Raw genomic sequence first — 23,820 nt, forward strand, 5'->3', positions numbered from 1 at the left:
CACACTCGCCAATCCAGCCCCGGGCCTGCGCACGGCGAACGAACAGCGGCTCGCGAGGGCACGATCGGTCATGCAACGTTTCGGGATCAGCGGCGTGCCTGCGCTGCTCCGTATCGACGGCACGGTGCTGACGCCGGTTGATGCGACGAACCTGTACCAGGATCCGCTTTCACTAATATCTTCCAACCGCCTTGCGTGATCGCGCCAGGCCCGACCGGACCAACTTTTCCATGCCCAACCGGAGACAGATGATGACGATGATCGCAGGCGGCGCGGCCGCATCCATGATCGGCCAAGGCGACGCAGTGGCCGCCGGCAAGGCGCTTCAATGGAAGGCATTTCCCGCCGGCGAACACGGATTCTTCCGCGCGCCTGTGCTGGTCTGGGGCGCGACCGAGGCGGTGCTGGTCGATGGCGGGTTCACGCTGCCCGATGGCCGGGCGCTGGTCGAGGCGATCAAGGCGACCGGGCGGAAGCTGACGACGATCTATGTCAGCCAAAGCGATCCCGATTATTATTTTAGCCTCAGCCCGATCAAGGCAGCCTTCCCCGATGCACGCGTGCTGGCCGCGCCCGAGACGATCGCCGCGATCAAGGCCAACGTCGACAAGAAGCTTGCGACCTGGGGGCCGCAGCTCGGCGACAATGGCCCAAAGACGCTGGCCGACATCGTCATGCCGAACGTGTTCGAAGGCAAGCAGCTGTCGGTCGACGGACAGGCGATCGAGATCGTCGCCGCCACCGGCATCGCCAATCGCCGCTATCTCTGGGTGCCGTCGCTGTCGGCGATCGTCGGTGGCGTGCTGGTGTTCTCGGGCGTGCACGTATGGACCGCGGACACTGCCGGTACGGAGGCCCGGGCCGCCTGGATCGCGCAGCTCGACGCGATGCTGGCGCGCAAGCCCGCGGTGGTCGTTCCGGGCCACATGACCCCGGATGCTCCTCTCGGCGAGGCGGCGATCGTCTACACGCGGGACTACCTGCGCGCGTTCGAGGAAGAACTGGCCAAGAAGCCCGACAGCACGGCGCTGATCGCAGCGATGACCGCGCGCTATCCGGACGCCGGCATGGGCGTGGCGTTGCAGGTCGGCGCAAAGGTCGCGACCGGCGAAATGAAGTGGGGCTGAGCGATGCCGAGCAACACGGACATCATTCGCGCGACCTATGAAGGCACGTCGGCGGAGAACGGCGCGCATCTGGAGGCTGCGCTCGCGCCGGACGCGACGTGGACCGAGGCGGCGGGGTTTCCCTATGCCGGGACGTATGTCGGGTACGACGCGATCGTCGCAAACGTCTTCCAGCAGCTCGGTACCGAATGGGAGGGCTATGCCGCCAAGGTCCACACCTATCTCGAAGACGGCGACCGCGTCGCCGCGTTCGGCGTGTATTCGGGCACCTACCGCGCGACCGGCAAGGCGATGTCCGCCACCTTCGCGCATCTCTATCGCCTGCGGGACGGCAAGATCGTGACGATGGAGCAATATGTCGACAGCGCGACCGTGATGGCCGCGCTCAACGGCGCCAGCGACTGAAGGCGAACGCTAATGCCGTTGCGCTCCAACGGATCTGGAGCGTAACGGCGTGCGTTCGACTTTCTCGAACCTAACGATCGAAACTATTCGGCTGTGTGAGCGAGCCTGATTGGCCGATACCGACCTCCACAAGGCGCTGTAATCGGGCGCGACGGGAGTTCATCATGGCCTATCTCGATCTCGATCTGGACCTTCCCCGCCGCGCGATCGAACGTGCCGAAACACAGATCCTGCCGCGCCACGATCCGGTTTCCCGCCTGAGCGCGCTCGAGCGCCAAGTGATACAGCTTGCCCGAACCGATAGCCGCTGGAGCCTCGCCGATGCAGGCCGATTCCAGTCGATGCTGGCCATGGTGTTCGGTGTCGAGCGGCCCAACCCGCTTGCCGATCCCCGCCTCGAGGCGCTGCGCCGGTATGCGGTGACGCTTCGCCTGAGCGCCGGCAGGCTGCTGCGCGCCGATGACAACCAGCTTGCCGCATCAGGCTTTTCGTCCGCCGCGATCACCGAAATCCGCCAGCTCGTGCTCGACACCGTGCGGTTCTCCGCATGATCCGCATCGGCCTCATTTGCCCGAAGCGGAACTTCGGCCATGCGACGATCGGCACGCTCCGCGTCGCGATCGTCATCATCGGCGCGTTCATGCTGTATGCAAAGCTCGTCCAGTCGCTCGACGACGCGATGATTGCGGGCGTCCTTACGCTGACGGCGCTGCTGGCAGTCATACCCTTTGGCGGGCCTTCGGTTCGCAACCGTCGCTGAGCCAGCGCTTCAGACCTGCGACCGCAAACGCTCGATCAGCCAGGTGGCGGCTGGTCCCGGAGGCGTATCGGTTCGGTAGATGGCGTGCAGCGCGAATTCGCCACCCGGCGCGTCGGGCATATCGAGCAGGACAAGACGGCCGGTGTCGAGATCGTCGCGGATCATCGCCTCGGGCATATAGCCCCAGCCAATCCCCGCCTTCATCAGCATGTGCTTCGAGCCCAGATCGGCGAGCCGCCACGTCTGGCTGCTCATGACTGCGAAATCCCGCCCCTGCGTCAGCGCCGATCGATCGGTCAGCACCAGTTGAATATGTTCGCGCCCCGCCCCGGGCAAATTGCGCCCCGCAAGCACCAGCGGATGAGTAGGCGCGGCCGCTGGCAACAGGCGGATGCTGCCGATCGCGATCCGCTCGATCCCACCTATCGTGTCGAGCGGACCACTTACGCCCAGCGTCGCGCGGCCGTCGCGCACCATCTGCGTCACCGCACCCAGCGTCTCTACCGAGAGGTGCAGCGAGACGGTGGGAAACGTAGCGAAGAACGCGGTCAGTGCATCGACGACCCGCGCTTCAGGCAGAAACGTATCGAGCACGAGGTGCAACTCGGATTCGAGCCCCTGCAACAGCCCCTTGGTCTTCGCGCGCAGGGCATCGATGCTGCTTGCGACCAGTCGCGCTTCGCTGAGCACCATGCGCCCCGCCTCGGTCAACTGGGGTTTGCGCGTCGTTTCGCGATCAAACAGCCGTACGCCGAGTTGCGCCTCGAGATTGGCGATCGTGTAGCTGATCACCGAGGTCGCGCGGTTCAATATCCGCGCAGCACCCGCGAAGCTGCCCGCCTCGACCACGGTCACGAGCACGCGAAGCTGGTCGAGCGTCGGGGTACCGGGGTCCGAGATGATGCTGCCTTTCCGTCGAAGGTTCGGAACACGAACTAGCGCGGAGATCCACACAGGCCAAGCCGCTTGTCGATCTGATCGAACATAGCGGTCGAAACTTGCTCAGTTTCGGCAACATCGATCGCACCGTATCTGGGGCTCACGACGCAACCCAGCGCCCCGGACACCGATCATGAAAAAGCCCCGCCACGATCCGCTGCCTTTGTCGAACACCGAATGGTCGACCGTTGCGCAAGCGCTGGCAGCGATCGAGGACGACGGTGCCGTGCTGGTCTCGCGGATCATGCGGCGGGTCCGCGTCGTGCTGACCGGCACCGCGCCGGCGCTGCCTCAGGTCGATCCCCGGACTGCCGCAATCCGCGCGTTCGTCAGCGACACGCGCCGCTTCGGCCGGCCGGCAGACGCAGCGGGCTCGGCGCTGCTCGGTCACGGCTTCAACACGAACCAGGTCGCGGCACTCGCCGCGCTTTCGATCCACTGATCCTCTCCCTCGGAGACCTGCCATGACGCTTCAGTCCCATACCGGCCCGGTCGAGCAGACCATCCTGCCCGCAACCCGCGATCTCGGCGACTTCTCGGTGCGCCGCGCGCTGCCCTCGGCCAAGCGGCGCATGGTCGGGCCATTCGTGTTCCTCGACAGCTTCGGCCCGGTCGTGCTGCGCTCCGGCCAGGGCGCGGACACCCGCCCGCATCCGCATATCGGCCTCAGCACGCTGACCTATCTGATCGAGGGCGAGAGCGAGCACCGCGACAGCGCGGGCTATGTCCAGACGATCCGCCCGGGCGAGGTGAACCTGATGACCGCCGGTCGCGGCATCGTCCATTCCGAGCGCAGCGGCCCCGCCAGCCGGGCGCGCGAAGAAACGATGTTCGGCTTCCAGGCGTGGCTGGGCCTGCCCAGCGCGCTCGAGGAAACCGATCCCGGCTTCCAGCATGTCGCGACCGGCGACGTACCGGTTATCGCCGATCACGGCGTCGAAATCCGTCTGCTCGCCGGTAGCTTCGCTGGTCGCCGCGCGTCGACAAATATCTTTTCCGAGACGCTGTACGCCGACGTCGTGCTGGCGGACGGGATGCGTTTTCCGATCGACAGCGCGCATATCGAGCGTGCGGTCTATGTCGTCAGCGGCGCGATCGAGGTCGAGGGCCAGACCGGTCGGTTCGGCAAGGACGAACTGGTCGTGTTCCGTCCCGACACCGAGATCGTCGTGCGTGCGGTCGGCCCGACGCGGCTGATGGTGCTCGGCGGCGAACCGCTTGACGGCCCGCGCCACATCTTCTGGAATTTCGTGTCGAGCCGTCAGGACCGCATCGACCAGGCCGCTGCCGACTGGCGCGAACGGCGCTTCCCCGGCGTGCCCGGCGACGACGTCGAATTCATCCCCCTGCCCGAGACCCCGCGCCTCGCGGCCTGATCACTCCATTTCCACCCAGAAAGACCCGGATCATGAAGCTTCTCCATATCGATTCGAGCATCCTCGGCGATCATTCCGTCAGCCGCATGCTGTCCGCCGAAGCCGTCGCGCGCCTCGCATCCGAGCGCGATGATGTCGTCGTCACCTACCGCGATCTCGCTGCCGACCCGATCCAGCATCTGTCGGGCGCTTATCTCGGCGCGCTCCAGAATGCCGACGCACAGCATAGCGAGGCGATGCGTGCCGACCTCGCAACGGGTGCCGCGGTGCTCGAGGAATTCCTCGCCGCCGACACGATCGTCATCGGTGTCGCATTCTACAACTACACCGTGCCGTCACAGCTGAAGGCATGGATCGACCGCGTCCTCGTCGCCGGCCAGACCTTCCGCTACACCTCGGAGGGTAAGCTCGAAGGGCTCGCCGGTGGCAAGCGCGTGATCCTGACGGTTGCCCGCGGTGGCTTCTACGGCGCGGACACGCCGCTCGCCGGCGTCGAGCACGGCGAAACCTACATGCGCGCGGCGCTCGGTTTCGTCGGCATCCATGATCCCGAAGTCGTCGTCGCCGAGGGCATCGCCACCGGCCCCGATGCGCGCACCACCGCGATCGAAACCGCAAAGACGCACATCGCCACGTTGACGGCGTAATTCATTGTACCGGGCTGGCGATGCGCGTCGGCCCGGTTCACGATCGGTCCAGCAGGCGCGGATCCGCACAATTCTCACGGAGAACACTCATGGAAATCGGCATCGACAGCTTCGCCGCCACGTCCGCGCTGCTTGGCGGTGAGCACCCGGTCAGCGACTCCGACCGGATGGCGTTTTTGCTCGACGAGATCGAGGCGGCGGATCGTGCCGGGCTCGACGTGTTCGGGATCGGCGAACATCACCGCCGCGATTATCTCGACAGTGCGCCCCCGGTGATCCTCGCCGCGGCAGCCGCGCGGACAAAGACGATCCGCCTCACCAGCGCGGTGTCGGTGCTGAGTGCGGCGGATCCGGTGCGCGTGTTCCAGGAGTTCGCGACGCTCGATCTGATCTCGCGCGGGCGGGCCGAGATGGTCGTCGGCCGCGGCTCGTCGGTCGAGGCGTATCCGCTGTTCGGCTACGACCTGAAGGATTACGACGCGCTGTTCGCCGAGAAGCTCGATCTGCTGCTCAAGGTCCGCGAGAATGCACAGGTCGACTGGTCGGGGCGTTTCCGCGCGCCACTTCGCGGTCAAGGCATCTATCCTCGCCCGCAACAGGCCTCGTTGCCGATCTGGCTCGGCGTCGGTGGCACCCCGCAGTCGTTCGTTCGTGCGGGCACGCTCGGGCTGCCGCTGATGATCGCGATCATCGGCGGCGAGATCGCTCGCTTCCGCCCGCTGGTCGACCTGTACCGTCAGGCGGGTGCACAGGCCGGGCATGCGACGGACACGCTGAAGGTCGGCATCCACGCGATGGGCTTCGTTGCCGATACGACGCGCGAGGCACAGGACCGGTTCTTCCCCGGCTGGCAGCAGATGTTCACCAAGATCGGTCGCGAGCGCGGCTGGCCACCCGCGACGCGTGCGCAGTTCGACCAGCTCGTGGCGCCGAACGGCGCGTTCCTGGTCGGCGATCCAGAGACGGTCGCGGCCAAGATCCTGCGTGCCGACCGGGACATCGGCGGCATCGACCGCCTCACCTTCCAGATGAGTTCCGCCGCCCATGACCAGGACGCCATGCTCCGCTCGATCGAGCTGCTGGGCCGCGAAGTCCGGACGCGCGTCAACGCTGATCCCGATCACGTTTCGGCAAAGGGATAACCATGCCGAAAACCCGGACCGCAAGTCTGCGTATTTGGCCGCTAACGCCCGTTTGCGACGATGGTCTCCAAGCTGCGACGGATCAGCGTATGAGCCTCGCGGTCGTTCAGCGCCGCCAGTTGCTGCATCGTATGCGTTCGCGCCAAATCGTCGGCCACGAGCGCGCCAACATAATAGCCGGACCGCGCCGGAAACGCGCCATTTTTGGCACTGCCGCTGAAATATCGTTCGAAGACGTCCGGCTCACGGCTGTCCAAATCGGCAAGGATCGCGCGCGCGATGTCCTGGCGCAGAGGACGGGCACTGGTCTCCAAGTTGAGGTCGAGAAGACTACGGTCGCGTCCGATCCCCGGATTCTGTCGCTCGCTGATATACACGGCCAACCCTTCGGACCAGAGCGACGCATAGAGTGGGGCGTGGTCGCCCTGGCTTGCCCCGAACGCGCCACCCGACGCCTGCGCGTGATAGATGTGGAACAGTTCATGATCGAACAGCAGCTTGAACTGCGATATCCGGTCACCGTCATTCTGCAGGATCGTCACCGGTGAGACGACGATCTTCAGCCCGTCCGGCGTCTGTGCGGCAGCGGCGTTCATGGTGCCGAACGATGGCGCGATGTAGATTTTGAAGCTGCATTTCAGGGCCGGAAAAGCACGGGTGAAATCGGCGACATAGTGCGGCACTTCACCAACCAATATCCGAGATAAGGCCTGTGCCGCGAATAGGTGCCTCGACGCGAAGACCTGCTCATCCTGCTCCCAGGGGGCAAATTGCTTTCCTCGCAGCGCGTTGACGAAGTTGGCGGTGTACAGCGTCGGATGCTTGGCGGTCAGCGCCGTCCTATAATCCTCGAACGGTGCGCCACGCGCCTGCAACGCCCAATAGTCCGGCATCAGATTCGTGACGGGACAGTGCGGTGCGGTCGCTGGGGATGACGCCAACAGCATAGCACCCATCATGAATAATCCGAACACGCCATCCCCTTCGCGCCACCCGCCGAACCCGAGCATGCGTTCAATTGCATGGTCGTGGAACTCAATAACAGGACTTTTATGTCGTCGTTCGGTCTGTATCTTACCTACAAGTATGGCGGAGCCCGACTGAACGCGCGATGCCCGTCTGCGACGAAGGCGCAGACGGGGTGGACAAAGCAGTAGTAGCGGGGGTCATCAAAGACGTTGCGAGCGGGACCGCTGCGGCCGAGAGAATGGTATCGATTCTCATAATGCCTGTCGGTCCCATGATTGTCTGGCGGTTACGGCCTGTCAGTCCGTCGCGTGCGAAGAGCTGGCAAAGCAGCCCCGTCACGACGCCCTTCCCGGGCTGGCCAGCTTCCAGCCATCCCGGCACCGACGTCCATGCAAATGAACCGCAAGGCGTGCCAAGTGGCTGGCCCGGGGTAGCGCCGCCCCGTGGAAAGGGTGGCGCAATGGCTGACTAGGCGGCAGACGCCCTTTCGACAGCCTGACTCAGGAACACTGCCGCATTGGCGATCGCCTCGCGTCCTTCAGCGAGCTCGGCGTGGAACATGTGCCAGACGTGGAACATGCCTGGCCATACTTCCAAAGAGACGCGTACTCGGTTCTCGCCCAGATGTGCGGCGAGACGGATAGCATCGCTCAGCATCAGTTCGCCTTCGCCGATCTGCACCATGATTGGCGGCAGGCCGCGGACATCGGCGAAGACCGGCGATGCCTCGGGGCTGTTCGGCAAAGCACCGCCGAGAAAGGTTTTGGCCATCAGGTCAAGGCCGGCCTTGGTGTTCAGCTTGTCCAGTCCCTCGCGGTTGAACATCGATGCACCCGTGTGCTCGAGGTTCGCCCAAGGCGAGAGTGCGGCGCCACCAGCCGGGAGCGGTACGCCGGCATTTCGGGCCATGACCATCACCGAGACGACCATCGCACCGCCCGCGGAGTCGCCTGCGAACGTCACCGACTTCGGGTTCTGCCCTTGGTCGATCAGCCAGCGATAGGCAGCGAACGTATCCTCGATCGGAACGGGGAAAGCGTGCTCTGGCGCCAGTCGGTAGTCCGGCAGGTAGACGCGCGCCTTCATCGCCTTCGCGAACGCGGCCGCCAGCCCGTGATAGCCACCCGGCCCACCAACGATGTACGCCCCGCCGTGGATGTAGAAGAGTGCACGGTCGCCCTCGACCTCTTCCGGGGTGACGAGCGTCGCCGGTACGCCACCCATGTCGACCTGCTCGATGCGGACGTCGGTGGGCGTCGGATGCTCGGCCATCTTGCGGACGTAGGATTGGCGGATTTCGTCGATCGTCACCTGCGTGTTCTCGCCGAGGATGACGGGACCGAGGTCCTGCAGGCTCCCAGCCCATTGGTCGAGGCGATGCGTCACTATGTCGTTGAAGGGCATTCTATTTGCTCCTGATGCCGGTAATCTGTTCAGGATCTCCATATAGTTCATTGATTGGCGAACGGGCGTCGACACTGCGAAGGAGCGGGAGCGACTCATGGCACCGGGAAATATCAACGACATCGTCGCCTTTGTGGCGGCAGCCGAAGCTGGGAGCTTCGTAGGCGCAGCACGCGCGCGCTCGATGACGCGGTCGGGCATCGCCAAGAGCGTTGCCCGCCTCGAGGACCGGCTGGGCGTACGGCTGTTCCACCGGACCACGCGCAGCCTCGGGCTGACCGATGACGGCCGCGTTTTCCTCGATCGCTGCACGCAGATCCTCGCCGACCTGGAAGAAGCGGAATTGTCGATGTCCGATGGCGGTGGAGAGCCGCAGGGGCTGTTCCGAATGACCGCCCCGATGACGTTTGGACGCCTTCTGGTTCTGCCGTTGCTCAACGATTTCCTTGCGTCGTGGCCCAAGCTGAAGGCGGACGTGAGCTTCACGGACCGGGTCAGCGACATCATCGAAGACGGTATCGATCTTGCAATCCGCATTGGCGAGACCCGCGAGAACAGCAGCCTCATTACCAGAACCCTGACCCATCAGCATGACCTGGTAGTCGCGAGCCCCGCCTATCTGTCGGTCGCTCCGGCACCGCAGCATCCCGACGATCTGCTGGGCCACGCTTGCCTGAATTACGTCAGCGCTGGCCAGAAGCGTGCTTGGCGTTTCGCCATCAAGGAAAAAACCGTCGCAGTTAAACCGCGAGCACGCCTTTCGCTCGACAGCGGGGAAGCGTTACGCGATGCCGTAGTCTCGGGGGCGGGACTGGCGTTCCTGCCCAGCTATGTCGTCGACCGGGATCTATCCGAAGGTCGTCTCGTCGCGCTGCTGACGAACTATGCCGCGCCCCCCGTGCCGATCAGCCTGATCTATCCAAGTCGTCGCCACCTCGCTCCGAAAGTCCGCCGCTTCATCGATCTACTGGCGCGGAATATCTGATCTCCGAGGCATCGCCGAACATCAAAACCAGCTCTGTGTAAGACCGAGGCGTTTCGCTATTCAGCTACCTGATCATTCTCAAAACTCGGTTCCTTTTTAAAAAAGGCGGTACATTCACGCATGGCGGCTATCGCAAGCTGCTGCTACCAAAACAGCTCGACCGCTATCATTTCCACAATTGTCGTTCGGCAACCAATTGATCGGAAAACCTGGTCTGAAACACCACTGTGCGAGAAACAGGTGTTTTCGGTACATATCATTCCAATAGCCGGCAGCAGTTTCCGGATCGCGAAAAATCAGCACGTTCGCGACAAGGCGGCGACGGCGCGCTACGTATCGCTAACGGCGATCCGCTGTAGCGCTTCTGCTTGATGGTAAGAGGTAAGGCTTGTCCCGATAGGCACCTACAGGATCGCAGCGTAGCACGTTAATGCTCGATACCGGTTCATCCTAAACCTTTGTGTGCCGCACTCTTACGTTTTGAATTCCATTCGCGTATAAATCCGGTCGAAAGCTTCAAATGAGCGATCGGACCGGTTCATGAATGCCATCGTCAACCATATCGGTGAACTTGCGGACGCGGGGGAGCGGATGATCGAACGCTTACGGCGCAAGGCATTCCTGCCCGAAAGCCGGAAGGGCCTCAATGTCCGCTTCGGAATCGCCGAGGCGGCGCAATTGCTCGGCTGTTCGACCAACCGGATCCGCATGGCCGAGGATGATGGTCGCCTCCCCCCTGCCCCGGCGGGTGAAAATGGGCGGAGACTTGGCTATTCGGTTGAGGAACTGCTGCAGATGCGCGAGGTGCTTGGCGCCTCTCCTGCCCGCGCGTCGCTTGATATCCCCGCGATCATCGCAGTGCAGAATTTCAAGGGCGGGGTGGGTAAGTCGACGGTTACCTGCCACCTCGCGCATTATTTCGCGGTGCAGGGGTACCGTGTGCTGGTGGTCGATTGCGATAGCCAGGCGACTACAACGACGCTGTTCGGGTTTAACCCCCACTTCAATATCACACGAGAAGAGACGCTCTACCCCTATCTGTCGATCGATCCGACCCAGGCCGACCTGCTGTATGCAGTCAAATCGACGCCGTGGCCCAACGTCGACCTTATCCCATCGAACCTTGAGTTGTTCGACGTCGAATATGAACTCGCCGCGGCGGGATCGGACGGGCAGTCGGTGCTCGCCGCCCGCTTCCGTAAGCTCAAAAAGGGGCTGGCCGATCTCGCGCGCAATTACGACGTGGTACTGCTCGATCCCCCACCTGCTCTCGGGACGATCAGCCTCGCGGTGATGCAGGCGGCAAATGCGCTGCTTGTCCCGCTCGCCGCGACGACGCCCGATTTTTGCTCAACCGTCCAATTTTTGTCGATGATGAACCAGGTGCTACAGCAGCTCGCGCATGCCGGAATAGAGGTCGAATACAGCTTCCTCCGGCTTATATGTTCGAAGTTTGACAGCAACGATCCCAGCCACGCGATGGTCCGCACGATTATGGAACAGAGCTTCGGTCCAGCCTTACTCCCGGTGCCGATCTTAGAGTCCGCCGAGATAAGCCATGCTGCGATGCGGATGATGACAATCTACGAACTTGAACGCCCGATCGGTACGCCCAAGACGCACAAGCGCTGCCGTGCCAATCTTGACGAGGCCATGGGGCAGATCGAGCAGCTTGTCCGGCAAGGCTGGGGCCGGGTCGAGCCCGCACGCGAGGAGGATCTACTCCATGTCGCGTGAGCCCGAATTGGTACTGTCCTGCGCGACAACGTTCCTAATAAGTCTAATGCGGGAGGTGCCGCATGGCGCGTAAGCAATCCGACTATCTCGCGGCCTTACTAGCCGACGAACCAGCCGAAATTGACACCGGCGCGCCCCCCGCCCCGCCCGCGCCTGAACGGACGCGTGGGACGACACTGCTCAACCGCGAGACTGCGCTAGCGCGCGTGACCAGCGGGGAAGTGCGACAAGTGACGCAGCTGCTGCTTGACCCTGCACGCGTACGGATCTGGCCGGGTAATGCGCGTAGCTACCAGCATCTGACAGAAGAAGGCTGCCGCGAGCTAATCGATTCCATCATCGCCGAGGGCGGGCAAAAGGTTCCTGCAGTGGTACGTCGTGTCAACGGCGATCCTGCGCATGACTTCGAGGTGATCGCGGGCACGCGACGCCACTGGTCGATCAGCTGGCTACGCGCGCATTCCTATCCTGAGATGCAGTTCGTGGCGCAGGTTGCCAACCTCGACGACGAAGCCGCATTCCGGCTTGCCGATCTCGAGAACCGCGCGCGTAAAGATGTGTCAGATCTCGAGCGTGCCCGCAATTATGCCGAGGCGCTCAAGGCGCATTACGGCAACCACCTGACGCGGATGGCGGAGCGGCTCAAGGTGTCAAAGGGCTGGCTGTCAAAGATGGTCAAGGTCGCACAGATCCCCGACGCGGTGATCACCGCGTTCGCCTCCCCCGCCGACGTCCAACTCAAACCTGCCTATGCATTGGCGCAGGCGCTCGACGACAAGGTTGTAGCTAAGGCTATTCAAAGTGCTGCTCGAGATCTCGCGCGTGAACAAGCCGCACGGCGCGATCGGGGTGCGGCCCCCTACCCTGCTGCCGATGTGCTGCGGCGGTTGCTCGAGGCGTCGAACGATTCCGTCGACGCGGCGCCCCCGTTCACATGGACCACGCCGCATGGACGCCCTGGGCTCAGCATCCAGTCGAGCAACCGACAGGGCGTGACGATCCGGCTCCATGCCGGGTCAGGCGCCGGGAACGAAGAGCTGGTCGACGCGCTGCGGCAGGCGCTTGTGCATCTGGAGGCCGAAGGCCGCGGACTGCAGCGGTGAACGTGTTTCCCCGGGGAAACATGCTACGTCCCATATCAACGCGGACGGTTGCCGCCACCGCCCCGACGATGTTTCCCCCGGGAAACATTCTGGGCGTGGCGGCATGACTCGCGCCGATCGTCAGAGGGTGTCCGAAAGGTTCGACCTGCTCCTCCCCTATCTCGCCGACCTACCGCTGCGCGATCAGCGCGAGATGATGGAGCGTCCGTTCTTCAGCCTCGCCAAATCAAAGCGCGTCAAACCGATCGATTATCATAGCCCCGACGGCAAGTTGTGGGTGCACGTCTCGGGCAACCCCGATTACGGGATGGCGACGATCTGGGATGCGGACATATTAATCTATTGCGCGAGCGTTCTTGCGGACATGGCCCGGCGCGGAGTCAACGACGTTCCGCGCAAGCTCCACCTTATGCCCTACGACCTGCTCCGCGCGATCGGGCGGCCCACGACCGGACGCGCGTATGAGCTGCTCGGCCAGGCGCTCGATCGGCTGGTGTCAACCACGATCAAGACCAACATTCGCGCCGAGAACCGCCGAGAGGCGACGTTCAGTTGGCTCGACGGCTGGACGCAGCTGGTCGACGAAAAAACCGAGCGGTCGCGTGGGATGACGATCGAGGTGTCGAACTGGTTCTGGGAAGGCGTGATGATGCAGGGCGGGGTGCTGTCGATCGACCGGGCCTATTTCGACCTGACCGGCGGGCGTGAGCGCTGGCTGTACCGCGTCGCGCGCAAGCATGCTGGCGGGGCAGGGGAGGTCGGCTTCGCGATCGCCATGCCGACGCTATTCGAGAAGTCGGGCGCCGAAGGGCAATATCGCCGCTTTAAGTTCGAGATCGCTAAGATCGTCGAGCGCAACGAGCTGCCGGGCTATGCGCTCGCTTTGGAGACGCCGGCTGGCAAGCGCGAGCCATCTCTGCGGATGCAACGCCGCAGCGATGTCGAGCGCCCGCTGAAGACCGTGGCGGCGCACGGGGCAGGGGGCGCTAAGGGTGCAGCAAGGCCAACGTCAACCAACCCCGCTGCGACGGCCAACGATGCGAATGAGACGATTGACGTAACAGCGCTGCTGCGACGGTCGCGGACCAGTCTGGCGACACGAGCGACCGCTGGCGAAATCACCGACGCAACGATGGCAACGCTGCGCGCGGAATGCCCGGGATGGGATTACCAGACGTTGCACGAAGAGTTTCGCACGTGGGTTGAGGCGGACAGCGCCCGAACGCCGGTTAGTTATCAGGCGGCGTTCATCGGATTTGTCCGGCGCTACCATGAGAAGCACCGCCACGAACTTGGGCGTTAAGACTGCTTCGTCTTACGAACCGCCTCTGCCCTGGGAGGGCAGGGGAGCCGCGTTTACGTCAAAATCGCTATAGACTGGCCCAACCGTTCCCGAAGTGTCGTGCTTGTGGATGTCCCTCCCGCCGGACGCTTGAGTACCTGTCGCAATTGAACGTCCCTTCGGACAAACCTTACCGAACTGATTCAATTGCTCCGAAAAAATTACCCAATCGAACGAGTCCTCGACACTTCAGGAACAAGGCTCGGTCTTTCAGGAACGCAAAGTCGATCCTTCGGGAACCTAGTCGTCGACACTCCAGGAACGAGAAGACGACACATCCGGAACGGCGTTATCGAGCTAACTAACGGAAAACAGGGTAGTTAAACCCATTGAAGAACCTCCTAACTCATTAACATTAGGTATAAACCCTCTAACCAGCGAGTTTCTATATATTGAAAAATGGAGTGAGTCGTGCCTGTATCCGAGCATTTACCATGATGCGGAGGTCGATTACCGACTGCTTGTGGACTGCTTGTGGATCGCTAAGAATGAAGTGGCCAGGTAGTCGAAAGCGATAATAATCTAATCGCAGCGTTAACCATCGGTAGCGGATCAAACCAATCCAATCCGATCCGATCTGAGGTTTCCCAGAGCCGCTAGCCGTTAAACGAGATACGCGCCTCCTGCCCCTTCCATGGCCGTCAAGCATGCTTTCGTGCCGCGATAGTCGCAATCGCGTTTCGCATCAGTCGAGCACGGCTGGTTTCAGTCTGATCACGAGTATCAAAATGATCGTCCAGCGCGCGTGTCGCAGCTACCTTTTCTGCATCCTGGGCATCTGTAAGGATCTGCCGCAACAGACCCGCCCGAACCGCCCACCACTGGGCATGAAGGTGGTCAAGGTTCGCATCGATGCCGCTACGGACAAGTTCCAGCTCAGTCATTTGCCCAGCTCTCTGGCGATCGGGATAGGCATCACCCAGCTCGCGAACGGCGATAAACCGGCGAACATGGCACGCACGGCCCTCACGATCGACCCACCGGGCACGCGATCCAGCCTCAACGGCGCCGACGATATCGTCGCGCCAGGTGTCGCCCACCATCAGCAGTTCACTAGCCTCACATTCCAGGCGGGTCGTCAAGCCGGCGTAGAACGCCCTGTCAGGCTTGATCGCGCCTGCATCGAAGGAGAAGTGCCAGATATCTACCAGATCGCCCAGGAGAGCCTTCAGCGGGGCCGCATAGGGCAGTGCCAGATTTGAGGCGATGGCGATCCTCACACCCCGCTCCCGGACCCGCCGCAACGCATCCAGCGTGTCGGGGTACAGCGCGATCGTCGCCAGTTCCTCGTCCAGCATCGCAAGCTCGGCGTCTGGGTGCGGTAACCCCAGCGCAGCGGCATAGTCCGCGAGGCCGATCGGCTGGACCATCGGCGAGGGCAGCGCTTGCGCCCGGTCACGGGCCTGCCGGATCAACCGCTCAAATGGATGCCGCTTGCGACCGATATAGACCAGCGTACCAAACGCATCGAATGCCACTGCACGGGTGACCGGCGGTGGAGCATAGAGGCGATCGGCAGCGGCGAGCAGGCGGGCGTATTGATCGTCGCTGACGCTGCCGGCCCGGGTCATAGCATCGGCGGTCACTGCCGCGTCCGGATCAGTCGGCTCGCGGAAGATCATGACCGCCTCATCTTCCCGATCGCGGTCGGCCAGGTCAGCCAGGACGGCAGCGTAGGCGGCTTGCTCGGCAGGTGTGCGGAAACTTGGAAGGGCATCGCTCATGGCAGGATCGTCCTGGCTCGATGGGGTGATGATCGTCGATACGTCCGTCTCTGTCGCAGCAGCTTGTCTGAAGCGTTCGCTTCTGCGACCATAGACCTGCGGTTCGGTCAATCCCGGCCGTGGGGCGTAGGAACCCCGATAATCACAAGTCCGGTCGAGAGCTTCTCGGCCGGGTGGCTGTCACGCATGTCCAAGGCTTGCCCAAAGGTGGCAGCGCCTTGTGCTTGTTTAGGGTTCCTAACACCCGGCTTTCAGCCGGGTTATGCCTCCATTCCGAGCGAGGAGGCATCGCGGTGGACGATCTAAAACAGAAAATGCGGGAATTGCTGGGCGGGCTGGATGAATACCGACAGCCTGGATCGGCTCCATGCGAGCTTGAAAATCTGCTGTGTCTGCGCATGACAGAGATCGCTTTGAACAGGCCAACCGGCATGAGCTGTTCCAAGGATGTTTATGCCGAATGGATGGCCGACGAAGCTGAGCAGTTTGTGTCATTAGCAAGAACGTTAATGCTGGAAATACGTGACGGGTTTTCGAGCCATCAGCGATTGCTGTTCGGGGGAATCATTTACGACCTGAACCAGAATCTGGAGAGGTTTATCAACGATACCCTTTTGATTATGGGAGACAGGCAGGAGATACGCCGGCGTCTCGAAGCGAGCTAGAGCGATCACCCCTGGGTACCGTAAGCCAGATCGACATTTGGCGTCCGTTTTGCGTCCCTGCCGCCTCCTTGGTGCGTTCCTGGTGCATCCTTTTTGCGTTCTTTCTGCATCCCTTTTGCGTCCGTGCCCCTAATTTGCACCCTTCCTGCACCCTATCCGCACCCTAATTGCCCCCTATTTGCACCCCAGTCCTTGCTGGAGGGCGTTTCTTCCGCAAGAATGCATCATAATTGCATCATATCTGCGCTATGAACGCGTCACATTTGCGTCATTGGGCGAGCTTGCCTGCTGAGCTGCGCTCATCAGGGTAGTTTGGACCCCCTTAAGCTCGGCCACCCCGTTTCGGACCTGTCAGAGCTTCATTTCCAACCCTTAAATCCGTGATTTTGGGTCGTACACCATACGCACCTTCCGGTGCCAGTAAGTCATTGAAAAATAACAACAGTTGGTCAACGTTTTCGTTTGGGCGGGACCCTACGTGGACCCTATCTCAGTGCAAACACCTGTAAATATTATAGTTTATCATGCATAACAGGGTCCATTCTGTGGTCGGAGGCAATATGGCGCTGTCAGATTCCATCAAGGTCCGGTTGAGAGAGGGACAGGCGCTTGTTTATGCCGCCCAGGCCGAACAACGGGGGGTTGGTATCGCAGCCTTCATACGTGACCGCCTTGATCAGATAGATCGGGTCGAGGAAGAGCTGGCGAGTATCCGTGCGGCCATGATCGACATGGGTGAGACGCTGGACGAGCTGCGCGATCAGGCAGAGAAACAGCCTGTTGCATCCGCCCAGGACAAGCAGGCCATTGGAGAGCCCAGCGCGGTCCAGATCGAAACGCTGCTATTGTTGCGCGCCATGACAGGGACGCAGACCCTGCAGATGATTAAGGCCGAGATTGAGCGACAGGGACTGGAACCCTTCCGAATACCCGGACCGCCGACAAGGAACCGTTGAGCTGAAAAGGTCGCGGTACAGCAGGGGCTTAGCATACGGCCGAACTAGAAAGTTATAGGCCCGAGTAGATTAGCGGGCTGCTCGACGTGAGATAAAGGCGGTAACAGGTTCCCACGATATGACTGCCGTCAAAAGTGCGATTACCGTGGTCCAAATCGGGTCATGGGTGATGGCATAAGCGGCAAGGCCATACATGGCCGTGCAGTAGAGAACGCCGATCGCGGTTGTCGTGCGGGGCAGGGCGCTCGCTAATGCAGTCAGGATTGCGGTTATGACGCCAATTGCGACAAATGCCGCCAGTACGATCAGCGCCGGGTGCCAATGCAACGCTGTGAGTATGTTCCATTCCCGCACTGCCGCATAAATCGGGACCGCGAGCAGCGGGGCAAAGAAAACAAGCTTGATGGCACCCAGAATCAGGCCATCACCTTCGCGGACATAGATGCGATCCATAACCTACCCTCGACGGATCTCCATCTTCACCAATGCCCGATTGAAGGCACACCGGCAATGTTGGCGCGTGTGAGACCGTCATCGTCCACAAGGAGCCCGATGGGACGTGGCTGATCGCCTGAGCAGCTAACCGCTTTCCTGGTCCAGGGCGGTCTGGCATCCATGGCGAATGTACCGCTGGGGCCATCACCGTGTCACGCTTGAAGACCTGATCGGGGTTGCCTGGTCAGCGCCCATGCGAGAGCTGGCAGCGCAAATCGGCCTGTCCGACGTAGGCCTCAAGAAATTGCTGAAATCGCACGGGGTATCGGGACCGCCACAGGGCCATTGGAACCGGGTGCATGCGGGAAGGGCGGTGTCGAAACCACCCGCGGCACCCGCCCGCGGACCCGGAAAACGACCCTACATCCATGTCGATCCCCGGCTTGCCCGTCTGCCCGAGGCACCCTTGCCATCATCGGCCGGTCCTTTTGCATCCGCCAAGGTTCCGGAGGATCTGGAGGAGCTGCGCGCCCAGACATTGAAGGCAATCGGCCGGCCTGCCTCCGCGGCGAAGATCACGCTTCCGCATCCGGCGATCCGGATGTTGCTGGCGCAGGATGAAAAAGAGCGAGCTAAGGCGGCCGAGGTCCAATGGCATACGGCCAACGTCCTTTATGACAGTCCATTCGAGAAACGACGTCTCCGCATCCTCAACGCGCTGTTTCTGACGCTTAACCGCCAGGGGCATGACGCAAGCTCCGATCGGCAGGACCATCATACGGAGTTCAGGGCTATCATCGGCGACACCCGTATCGCCGTGACCCTCGATGAGGCTGGCCGGAAATCCGGCGTCCACAACCGCTACACCACACCCCGTCCCGACCCGAAGCGCCCGGCTTCCGTAAAGCTCAGACTGACTGTGAGGAATGCATCCTGGGAGGATGATGCGGCCGGTACGCTGGAATCCAAGATCGCGGAGATTACGGCGGGGCTGATCGTTGAGGGCGAGCGGGCTTACCGGGACCATTTGCGCGAACTCGAAGAGCAGGCCGAGCGCGAGCGTATCGCGGCGGAACGGCGTCGACAGGAACGACTGGCAAAAGCCAATGCCGAACGGAGTGCGGCGTTGATCGAGAGCGGTCGTCTGCTAGCAGAAGCTGAAAACCTGCGGAGCCTGACCGCGCGGGTGGCCATGGCTGTCGCTGACGGTCGACTAGATATGTCGCCGGCTCAACTAGCAGAATGGCGCCAGTGGGCCGATCAGGAAGCCGACAAGCTCGATCCGGTGATATCCGGGCAGGTTCAATTACACCTGCTGCCGCCAGATTGCGACTGACTCTGCCGGTGTCACAACCGAGCGGTTGCGACACCGGCAGAGTCAGTCGCACGTACGAATGGATCGGCCCGATCACGCAGGAACACGTCGGCGACATGATGTCCTGATCCCTCAGCGAGGCTTCGCGCTATCAGAGGCAGCTCATCAAGTGATCGGCGCACATCATCAAGCGCAATAGGATTCGAAGATTCCGACGGGTCAATCCTTACCACGTTAGGTTTGCCGACTAGAAGATAGGCTTGGCCGAGTGCATTAAGCGACTGAGCACGTGCCGCGGCTGAAAAGGCGCGTAAAAACGCCCAATGCCCGACGCCACCTTGCCGGACTGTGTCTTTGACTGTGAACGTAGCGTCGCCGGTGCCGAGGCTTAGAACACGAACATTTTCTCTAGGAATGTCATAGCAGGCGAGCGCATCTATCACGGCGTTCATGATCGGGTTATTGGCCCAAACCCCGCCGTCGATCATCACATAGCCGTCATCCTCGACGCCCGGGTAGTAGGTCGGCGCGGCCGTGGTGTGCAGCGCGACATGTGCAAACTTGCGATGTCGGTCCTTTTGATAATCCGGATGGTGAGGCGTTTTGTAGAGGAAGGGCTCTCCATGCCGGCCTTCAAAGCTCGGCACGACCAGCCGGACGCTGGCGTCATTGATCAGCTTGTCACCAAAGACGCTGAGCAGCTCCGCCTTGAGGGCCGCCTGATCATGTTTCGGTCGCCAAATCCACCGCAGCAGTCTTAACCACCGTCGCCAACCTGATAGGCTTGGAAAAATGCGTTCACCACGCTCGACATAGATTTGGAGTGCCTGCGACGCACTCATACCGTTAGCGAGAGCGAGAGCGATGATGCCTCCGGTAGAGGTGCCCGCCACCATATCGAAATATGAGCCGATTGAATCTCCGCCGAGGAAGCGTCGCTCAAGTTCGGCTAGATAAGCTGCTGGAAACACGCCGCGGATGCCGCCCCCGTCAATCGAGAGGATGCGGAACAATCGATCCTTCGGCCAGGGTTGCTTGATTCTAGCATGCTGAATGGTCCCGTCGGATCGGCGAGGTGGAACATAGGTCAACGGGCAGGATCCAAGGCGGGAAAGGCGCTGCCATGTCGTCCACCGCCGGTCCAACGGCCGGTCACTAGCCACATCTCATAGCAGGCAATCCAATCGAACGCCCATGGTGCCGTCGTTTCCGCGAGAGGCATCTTTGCGCTCCATTGATTGAGAGCAGGATCGAAGAGGCAGAGCGTAGGGTCGTCCGCTGGTGGGTAGACGTGCGGAAGTTGACCCTCAACGTTTTCCGGAAGACGCACGAGTGCGGGTTGCAGAACTCGAACTTCCGGGAACGCGCCCACACAATACCGTATTTCTAATGTAAATCGCGCGAACTGCGGTCGAACTTCACCGATCCAGCGCGCCGATTGAGCCGCGCGATTAAGCGAGCGCACGGCAAACATTGGCCAGGCCGCCCTCATGTGATCGCGCTGATCCTCAATCGTTAGCACGCCACCCATCATCAGATTGGGATGCCGTAAAAGCTGTGTGGTTGGGCCTTGGCAATCGCGGGGCTCGCTACCGCTGCAACGGTGCCCGCCGTGGGCAGAAGCAGGCTGCCCTTGCGAGTATAGCGTTGCTCAGCCGCCTGAACGCCGGTGCCAATGGAGTTCGCCATCCGGTCTGCTGCCTTCGTGACCACGCCGTCGCCGAAGTCACCCCGCAGCCATTCTATCAAACGATCCGCGAAAAGATCACCACGTTTAACTGACTCTAATCCGCTGACCAAATCCTTCAAATAGCCGGCAAATTCGTCCTGTTGCGCAATGCTCTCAGGCCAACGATCGGTGAAGACATCATCGGGGCAAACCGGGTTGGCTACATGCAGCTTGCGACCGTAGAGGCTCGCGCGCTCGATCTCGCCGACGATCCATTTCGCCTGCCGGATCAGCGTGTCCGATAAGGTCATGTCAGGCTGTGCAGCAACTCCGGCAAAATACGAGAGCATCACCGAGGGCGGAATGCGACCATCATACGTTGCATAGCGAATGTTACGAAAGCGTTTGAGCAGCTGGAGCGCCAGCGTCGCGGTATTTTTCACAATGAAATCGCACTGGTCGGGCACCTCGTCGACTTCGGCGTCGGCGCGGATCACGCTTTTATCCAAGCGCAGCCAGTGCTCGTGAACTGCTTTGGCCGTCCGGAGCTCAAGCGGTGTGCGATCGCGATACCAGCAGGCAAAGCCGTAAGCATTCATATCGACGAAGCGGTCGTCGGTTGAACTGCGGGGACCTTTGGCGTGAGTGATCAACCCTTCGCGCTCCAGCATTCCGTAAGAGCGCAGCGACGGCGTTACATCAAGGTGCATGCGATCCGCGTAAAAAAGCGTGACGCACCGGGTTTGCCGGAGAACCTTCTGAACAGGGTAATCGGCAAGCGCACGTTCGAGTTCGAGGAGAATCGCAAGTGGCGTCATGGTACGGAAGCGACCACCAAGCTGCGAGATGATGTCGAGGTCATACTCGTCATCGGTGCCGCGGTTCGAAATAGTGGCGTCGATCGCCATTGAACCTTGCGGGTAGAAGTGCTCGATCTGGCCCTCAAAGGCCTGATCCCCCTCAAGGTGTTTCCTGACCGCTGCGTAACGGCCGCCAGCTTGCCGATGAAGCGACGGAGGAAGCTGGGCACTTAGTGCTATTTCCGTGAGGATGCGGTCGAGCGGGTCATCAAAGGGATTGCGGCCCTGCAACTGGAATGGCGCGTTCATATAAGCCTCCTGGCGTTTTTAGGCATTGGGAGTGTCGCGCCCATCAGGCTCACGAGCGACGCCCTTGAACGGCGTGCCGTCGTTCTTCGCGCTCATCAGATGTCCGGTACGCTCGTCACGTTTTTGCCAAAGACCATCAGATCGCTGAAACTGCGTGCGCGCCGTTACCGCACCGCGTCGGAAACCATCTCCTGTATTTTTCGCCATCTTATCCGCCCTTTTCTTCTGTTTGCGCCTTCGCCGTTGATCCGTATGGCCAACACGTCCATTAGATGTGGTGTCGAGCATCGCACCCGTCAAGAAATGCGATGCGATATTTTTTTCGAGACCTATTGTTGGAGGCGTAAGGTGCAGGCAGAGTCAGGTGAAACGGTCCGCTGGGGCGTGCAACGACGCCTGGAATTCATCGACTTTCGGTTATTCTGGGATGGTCGATTTAATCGCCGCGACCTAGCGGAGACGTTCGGTATTTCGGCTCAGCAAGCCTCATCCGATATCGCACAGTATACCGCTCGTGCGCCCGATAATCTCGTATATGACCAGACTCTAAAGGCCTATTTACGTACCGCTACGTATGAGCCGAAACTTATGCATGCTTCAGCTGAACGCTATTTGCTTCAGTTGGTAGCAATTGAGAATCGATGGATGCGGCAGGAGGATACATGGTTCGATAGTAAGCCTCCTATCGAAAATGTATCATTACTGCGTAAGAGGACAGACGCGAAAATACTGCTAAGCATTCTTGATGCAATCAACAGACATGGTCAGATAGAGGTGCAGTATAAATCTATAAGCGGATCGCCGGAGCCAAGCCGTATCATTGCTCCTCATTCGTTATTTTACGCAGTAAACAGGTGGTATGTTAGGAGCTGGTCAAAAGATCACTCCGACTTTCGCGATTATAACCTGTTCCGTATTAATCATGTAGGCGACATCAGTCCGGCAAAAATTGATGCCTCGCTTGATTTTGAGTGGGAGCACCAAATCGATCTTATATTAGCGCCTAACCCGCTTCTATCTTTGAGTCAGCAGGCGGCCCTTGAAGAAGAATATGGGATGAGCGAAGGTAGATTGATAGTAACAAAGCGGCTAAGCCAGAGTTTCTATATAATGACCGAGCATAATCTTGACGTAGCATCGGGCATACTGCCCCCCGAGAAGCAGCAACTTATTCTTATTAATAGAGAAGAGGTCGTTAGTACGCGTGCTACAGCCCGTAAAATGTCGATAGACGCCATAGGGCGCATTTCACGTTGATAATTGATCAATTACATTCAAGTGTATCCGCAATATTATTATTTGGAAGCCGCGCGCGCGGGGATAATGGTAGAGGATCAGATACAGACATACTTCTTATTGGTCCACCCGATATGACAAAGCACAAGTCAATTGGCAGCTTGTCCATGTTCTTCTACCCATGGAAGAAACTCGTTTCGGACGCACGCCGAGGCGATCTATTCGTTTGCCATATCGTACAGGAAGCTAGGCCAGTCTTCGATCCACAAAACCGGCTGGAAGATCTTCGATCACATTTTAGATTGCGGGCGAGCTATGCCCTTGAGATCGCGCAAGCGCGCGATTTTGGCTGGTTTCTTGATCATCACGGCGATGAACTCAGCCCCCGTCTGCTCGTACGTCGCATAATCTGGTGCATTCGTACTGTACTGATAGCGCAAAGCGCTGAGCGCGGTACGCCTGAGTTCGCGCCGTCTATACTAGCAGCGGCAGCGCCTCCGATTGCTGCCGAGCTTATCGCGGAACGCCATCGGTATCGTATTGATGCGGCCATGCGGCAGCAATTCAGCCGCTATATGGCACAGGAGGGCGGGAAGCCGCCCCTAAGCGATGGAGCCACGATCGAAGATTATCGTGCTCTCTTTTTAAGGACGGGCAATAAGGTAGGTGTGCAGACGATTGATCGTGGCTTGAGGGCGTTTGGGGACGAAGACGAGGCTCATTATCGCTGAGCGGCTGCTGCCGAGCACCACATGATACCTGGGTGTCACAACCG

Annotated in this window: 28 protein-coding genes and 1 pseudogene; 20 read left to right on the plus strand and 9 right to left on the minus strand. The window is 60.7% G+C overall.

Annotated features, from left to right (window positions below; all coding sequences use genetic code 11):
• The 5 genes from IFT67_RS20495 to IFT67_RS19850 all read left to right on the plus strand — a co-directional run.
• The coding region (locus IFT67_RS20495; RefSeq protein ID WP_206757947.1) for a hypothetical protein at positions 1-199 on the plus strand (199 nt) is incomplete at its 5' end.
• 49 nt (positions 200-248) lie between these two features.
• On the plus strand, positions 249-1,127 hold the full coding sequence (locus IFT67_RS19835) for an MBL fold metallo-hydrolase (protein WP_206757948.1): 879 nt from the start codon (positions 249-251) through the stop codon (positions 1,125-1,127).
• Between the two features lie 3 nt (positions 1,128-1,130).
• Entirely contained in the window at positions 1,131-1,532 is a 402-nt protein-coding gene (locus IFT67_RS19840) for a nuclear transport factor 2 family protein (RefSeq protein WP_192239821.1), read from the plus strand.
• Positions 1,533-1,696: 164 nt separating this feature from the next.
• Positions 1,697-2,083 carry a hypothetical protein gene (locus tag IFT67_RS19845; RefSeq protein ID WP_192239822.1) on the plus strand — a complete coding sequence of 129 codons (387 nt, stop codon included), beginning with the start codon at positions 1,697-1,699 and terminating at the stop codon, positions 2,081-2,083.
• Positions 2,080-2,292, plus strand: coding sequence for a hypothetical protein (locus IFT67_RS19850; RefSeq protein ID WP_192239823.1), 213 nt, complete (start codon positions 2,080-2,082; stop codon positions 2,290-2,292). Before IFT67_RS19845 ends, IFT67_RS19850 begins: the two co-directional genes overlap by 4 nt.
• Before the next feature lie 9 nt (positions 2,293-2,301).
• Here IFT67_RS19850 and IFT67_RS19855 read toward each other — a convergent pair whose 3' ends face one another.
• A complete protein-coding gene (locus IFT67_RS19855; protein ID WP_342450661.1) occupies positions 2,302-3,192 on the minus strand; it encodes a LysR family transcriptional regulator in 891 nt (296 codons plus the stop codon).
• Positions 3,193-3,364: 172 nt separating this feature from the next.
• On the opposite strand from IFT67_RS19855, the gene IFT67_RS19860 reads away from it, so the two are divergent.
• The 4 genes from IFT67_RS19860 (at position 3,365) to IFT67_RS19875 (ending at position 6,396) form a co-directional block, all read left to right on the plus strand.
• Complete coding sequence (locus IFT67_RS19860; RefSeq protein ID WP_192239824.1) at positions 3,365-3,673, plus strand: hypothetical protein; 309 nt, start codon at positions 3,365-3,367, stop codon at positions 3,671-3,673.
• 22 nt (positions 3,674-3,695) lie between these two features.
• The gene (locus IFT67_RS19865; protein WP_192239825.1) at positions 3,696-4,607 is read left to right on the plus strand and encodes a pirin family protein; all 912 of its coding nucleotides are present in this window, start codon (positions 3,696-3,698) and stop codon (positions 4,605-4,607) included.
• Positions 4,608-4,639: 32 nt separating this feature from the next.
• Entirely contained in the window at positions 4,640-5,254 is a 615-nt protein-coding gene (locus tag IFT67_RS19870) for an FMN-dependent NADH-azoreductase (RefSeq protein WP_192239826.1), read from the plus strand.
• 89 nt (positions 5,255-5,343) lie between these two features.
• A complete protein-coding gene (locus tag IFT67_RS19875; RefSeq protein WP_192239827.1) occupies positions 5,344-6,396 on the plus strand; it encodes an LLM class flavin-dependent oxidoreductase in 1,053 nt (350 codons plus the stop codon).
• A gap of 41 nt (positions 6,397-6,437) precedes the next feature.
• Here the strand turns inward: IFT67_RS19875 and IFT67_RS19880 are convergent, their stop codons facing one another.
• Complete coding sequence (locus IFT67_RS19880) at positions 6,438-7,406, minus strand: hypothetical protein (protein WP_192239828.1); 969 nt, start codon at positions 7,404-7,406, stop codon at positions 6,438-6,440.
• A 427-nt stretch (positions 7,407-7,833) separates the two neighbouring features.
• Positions 7,834-8,769, minus strand: a complete 936-nt coding sequence (locus tag IFT67_RS19885; protein ID WP_192239829.1) for an alpha/beta hydrolase — start codon at positions 8,767-8,769, stop codon at positions 7,834-7,836.
• Between the two features lie 97 nt (positions 8,770-8,866).
• On the opposite strand from IFT67_RS19885, the gene IFT67_RS19890 reads away from it, so the two are divergent.
• From IFT67_RS19890 to IFT67_RS19910, 5 genes are all read left to right on the plus strand, one after another.
• The gene (locus tag IFT67_RS19890; RefSeq protein ID WP_192239830.1) at positions 8,867-9,754 is read left to right on the plus strand and encodes a LysR family transcriptional regulator; all 888 of its coding nucleotides are present in this window, start codon (positions 8,867-8,869) and stop codon (positions 9,752-9,754) included.
• A gap of 120 nt (positions 9,755-9,874) precedes the next feature.
• Positions 9,875-10,126 (plus strand): hypothetical protein, encoded by a 252-nt coding sequence (locus IFT67_RS19895; protein WP_192239831.1) that lies wholly within the window; start codon positions 9,875-9,877, stop codon positions 10,124-10,126.
• Between the two features lie 168 nt (positions 10,127-10,294).
• A complete protein-coding gene (locus IFT67_RS19900) occupies positions 10,295-11,491 on the plus strand; it encodes an AAA family ATPase (protein WP_192239832.1) in 1,197 nt (398 codons plus the stop codon).
• Positions 11,492-11,553: 62 nt separating this feature from the next.
• Positions 11,554-12,594, plus strand: a complete 1,041-nt coding sequence (locus IFT67_RS19905) for a ParB/RepB/Spo0J family partition protein (protein ID WP_192239833.1) — start codon at positions 11,554-11,556, stop codon at positions 12,592-12,594.
• Positions 12,595-12,697: 103 nt separating this feature from the next.
• Complete coding sequence (locus tag IFT67_RS19910) at positions 12,698-13,897, plus strand: replication initiator protein A (RefSeq protein ID WP_192239834.1); 1,200 nt, start codon at positions 12,698-12,700, stop codon at positions 13,895-13,897.
• 680 nt (positions 13,898-14,577) lie between these two features.
• On the opposite strand, the gene IFT67_RS19915 is transcribed toward IFT67_RS19910, so the two are convergent.
• Positions 14,578-15,771, minus strand: coding sequence for an HAD family hydrolase (locus IFT67_RS19915; protein WP_192239835.1), 1,194 nt, complete (start codon positions 15,769-15,771; stop codon positions 14,578-14,580).
• Positions 15,772-15,953: 182 nt separating this feature from the next.
• Here IFT67_RS19915 and IFT67_RS19920 point away from each other — a divergent pair, with 182 nt between their 5' ends.
• Both IFT67_RS19920 and IFT67_RS19925 read left to right on the plus strand, forming a co-directional pair.
• The gene (locus tag IFT67_RS19920; RefSeq protein WP_192239836.1) at positions 15,954-16,325 is read left to right on the plus strand and encodes a hypothetical protein; all 372 of its coding nucleotides are present in this window, start codon (positions 15,954-15,956) and stop codon (positions 16,323-16,325) included.
• Positions 16,326-16,885: 560 nt separating this feature from the next.
• Positions 16,886-17,281 carry a hypothetical protein gene (locus tag IFT67_RS19925; protein WP_192239837.1) on the plus strand — a complete coding sequence of 132 codons (396 nt, stop codon included), beginning with the start codon at positions 16,886-16,888 and terminating at the stop codon, positions 17,279-17,281.
• A gap of 69 nt (positions 17,282-17,350) precedes the next feature.
• Here the strand turns inward: IFT67_RS19925 and IFT67_RS19930 are convergent, their stop codons facing one another.
• Positions 17,351-17,734 carry a hypothetical protein gene (locus tag IFT67_RS19930; RefSeq protein WP_192239838.1) on the minus strand — a complete coding sequence of 128 codons (384 nt, stop codon included), beginning with the start codon at positions 17,732-17,734 and terminating at the stop codon, positions 17,351-17,353.
• Between the two features lie 169 nt (positions 17,735-17,903).
• Here IFT67_RS19930 and IFT67_RS19935 point away from each other — a divergent pair, with 169 nt between their 5' ends.
• Positions 17,904-19,052 (plus strand): hypothetical protein, encoded by a 1,149-nt coding sequence (locus IFT67_RS19935; RefSeq protein ID WP_192239839.1) that lies wholly within the window; start codon positions 17,904-17,906, stop codon positions 19,050-19,052.
• Positions 19,053-19,063: 11 nt separating this feature from the next.
• On the opposite strand, the gene IFT67_RS19940 is transcribed toward IFT67_RS19935, so the two are convergent.
• The 4 genes from IFT67_RS19940 to IFT67_RS19950 all read right to left on the minus strand — a co-directional run bounded on the left by IFT67_RS19940 (position 19,064) and on the right by IFT67_RS19950 (position 22,097).
• The gene (locus tag IFT67_RS19940; protein ID WP_244647642.1) at positions 19,064-20,044 is read right to left on the minus strand and encodes a CBASS cGAMP-activated phospholipase; all 981 of its coding nucleotides are present in this window, start codon (positions 20,042-20,044) and stop codon (positions 19,064-19,066) included.
• Between the two features lie 74 nt (positions 20,045-20,118).
• The gene (locus tag IFT67_RS21060; protein WP_524539095.1) at positions 20,119-20,565 is read right to left on the minus strand and encodes a type II CBASS E2 protein; all 447 of its coding nucleotides are present in this window, start codon (positions 20,563-20,565) and stop codon (positions 20,119-20,121) included.
• Entirely contained in the window at positions 20,565-21,809 is a 1,245-nt protein-coding gene (locus tag IFT67_RS19945; RefSeq protein ID WP_192239841.1) for a nucleotidyltransferase domain-containing protein, read from the minus strand. The genes IFT67_RS21060 and IFT67_RS19945 overlap by 1 nt, the downstream gene beginning before the upstream one ends.
• 18 nt (positions 21,810-21,827) lie before the next feature.
• Positions 21,828-22,097, minus strand: coding sequence for a hypothetical protein (locus tag IFT67_RS19950; protein ID WP_244647645.1), 270 nt, complete (start codon positions 22,095-22,097; stop codon positions 21,828-21,830).
• A 60-nt stretch (positions 22,098-22,157) separates the two neighbouring features.
• Here IFT67_RS19950 and IFT67_RS19955 point away from each other — a divergent pair, with 60 nt between their 5' ends.
• The 3 genes and pseudogenes from IFT67_RS19955 to IFT67_RS19960 all read left to right on the plus strand — a co-directional run bounded on the left by IFT67_RS19955 (position 22,158) and on the right by IFT67_RS19960 (position 23,776).
• Positions 22,158-23,066: a BrxR family helix-turn-helix transcriptional regulator gene (locus tag IFT67_RS19955; RefSeq protein ID WP_342450660.1), complete on the plus strand. Its 909-nt coding sequence runs from the start codon at positions 22,158-22,160 to the stop codon at positions 23,064-23,066.
• Positions 23,063-23,167, plus strand: a pseudogene (locus IFT67_RS21045) (nucleotidyltransferase domain-containing protein); the annotation flags it as partial. The gene IFT67_RS19955 and the pseudogene IFT67_RS21045, both read left to right, overlap by 4 nt.
• Positions 23,168-23,179: 12 nt before the next feature.
• A complete protein-coding gene (locus IFT67_RS19960) occupies positions 23,180-23,776 on the plus strand; it encodes a hypothetical protein (protein ID WP_244647646.1) in 597 nt (198 codons plus the stop codon).
• The last annotated feature ends 44 nt before the right edge of the window (positions 23,777-23,820 follow it).

The sequence above is a fragment of the Sphingomonas sp. CFBP 13728 genome (assembly GCF_014841895.1).
Classification (GTDB): Bacteria; Pseudomonadota; Alphaproteobacteria; order Sphingomonadales; family Sphingomonadaceae; genus Sphingomonas.

Excerpts from the sequence above, each read along its gene's own strand:
- IFT67_RS19835 (WP_206757948.1), top strand. The coding sequence starts at position 249 with ATGATGACGATGATCGCAGGCGGCGCGGCCGCATCCATGATCGGCCAA.
- IFT67_RS19840 (WP_192239821.1), top strand. The coding sequence starts at position 1,131 with ATGCCGAGCAACACGGACATCATTCGCGCGACCTATGAAGGCACGTCG.
- IFT67_RS19845 (WP_192239822.1), top strand. The coding sequence starts at position 1,697 with ATGGCCTATCTCGATCTCGATCTGGACCTTCCCCGCCGCGCGATCGAA.
- IFT67_RS19850 (WP_192239823.1), top strand. The coding sequence starts at position 2,080 with ATGATCCGCATCGGCCTCATTTGCCCGAAGCGGAACTTCGGCCATGCG.
- IFT67_RS19860 (WP_192239824.1), top strand. The coding sequence starts at position 3,365 with ATGAAAAAGCCCCGCCACGATCCGCTGCCTTTGTCGAACACCGAATGG.
- IFT67_RS19865 (WP_192239825.1), top strand. The coding sequence starts at position 3,696 with ATGACGCTTCAGTCCCATACCGGCCCGGTCGAGCAGACCATCCTGCCC.
- IFT67_RS19870 (WP_192239826.1), top strand. The coding sequence starts at position 4,640 with ATGAAGCTTCTCCATATCGATTCGAGCATCCTCGGCGATCATTCCGTC.
- IFT67_RS19875 (WP_192239827.1), top strand. The coding sequence starts at position 5,344 with ATGGAAATCGGCATCGACAGCTTCGCCGCCACGTCCGCGCTGCTTGGC.
- IFT67_RS19880 (WP_192239828.1), bottom strand. The coding sequence starts at position 7,406 with ATGCTCGGGTTCGGCGGGTGGCGCGAAGGGGATGGCGTGTTCGGATTA.
- IFT67_RS19885 (WP_192239829.1), bottom strand. The coding sequence starts at position 8,769 with ATGCCCTTCAACGACATAGTGACGCATCGCCTCGACCAATGGGCTGGG.
- IFT67_RS19890 (WP_192239830.1), top strand. The coding sequence starts at position 8,867 with ATGGCACCGGGAAATATCAACGACATCGTCGCCTTTGTGGCGGCAGCC.
- IFT67_RS19895 (WP_192239831.1), top strand. The coding sequence starts at position 9,875 with ATGGCGGCTATCGCAAGCTGCTGCTACCAAAACAGCTCGACCGCTATC.
- IFT67_RS19900 (WP_192239832.1), top strand. The coding sequence starts at position 10,295 with ATGAATGCCATCGTCAACCATATCGGTGAACTTGCGGACGCGGGGGAG.
- IFT67_RS19905 (WP_192239833.1), top strand. The coding sequence starts at position 11,554 with ATGGCGCGTAAGCAATCCGACTATCTCGCGGCCTTACTAGCCGACGAA.
- IFT67_RS19910 (WP_192239834.1), top strand. The coding sequence starts at position 12,698 with ATGACTCGCGCCGATCGTCAGAGGGTGTCCGAAAGGTTCGACCTGCTC.
- IFT67_RS19925 (WP_192239837.1), top strand. The coding sequence starts at position 16,886 with ATGGCGCTGTCAGATTCCATCAAGGTCCGGTTGAGAGAGGGACAGGCG.
- IFT67_RS19930 (WP_192239838.1), bottom strand. The coding sequence starts at position 17,734 with ATGGATCGCATCTATGTCCGCGAAGGTGATGGCCTGATTCTGGGTGCC.
- IFT67_RS19935 (WP_192239839.1), top strand. The coding sequence starts at position 17,904 with ATGTACCGCTGGGGCCATCACCGTGTCACGCTTGAAGACCTGATCGGG.
- IFT67_RS21060 (WP_524539095.1), bottom strand. The coding sequence starts at position 20,565 with ATGATGGGTGGCGTGCTAACGATTGAGGATCAGCGCGATCACATGAGG.
- IFT67_RS19945 (WP_192239841.1), bottom strand. The coding sequence starts at position 21,809 with ATGAACGCGCCATTCCAGTTGCAGGGCCGCAATCCCTTTGATGACCCG.
- IFT67_RS19950 (WP_244647645.1), bottom strand. The coding sequence starts at position 22,097 with ATGCTCGACACCACATCTAATGGACGTGTTGGCCATACGGATCAACGG.
- IFT67_RS19960 (WP_244647646.1), top strand. The coding sequence starts at position 23,180 with ATGACAAAGCACAAGTCAATTGGCAGCTTGTCCATGTTCTTCTACCCA.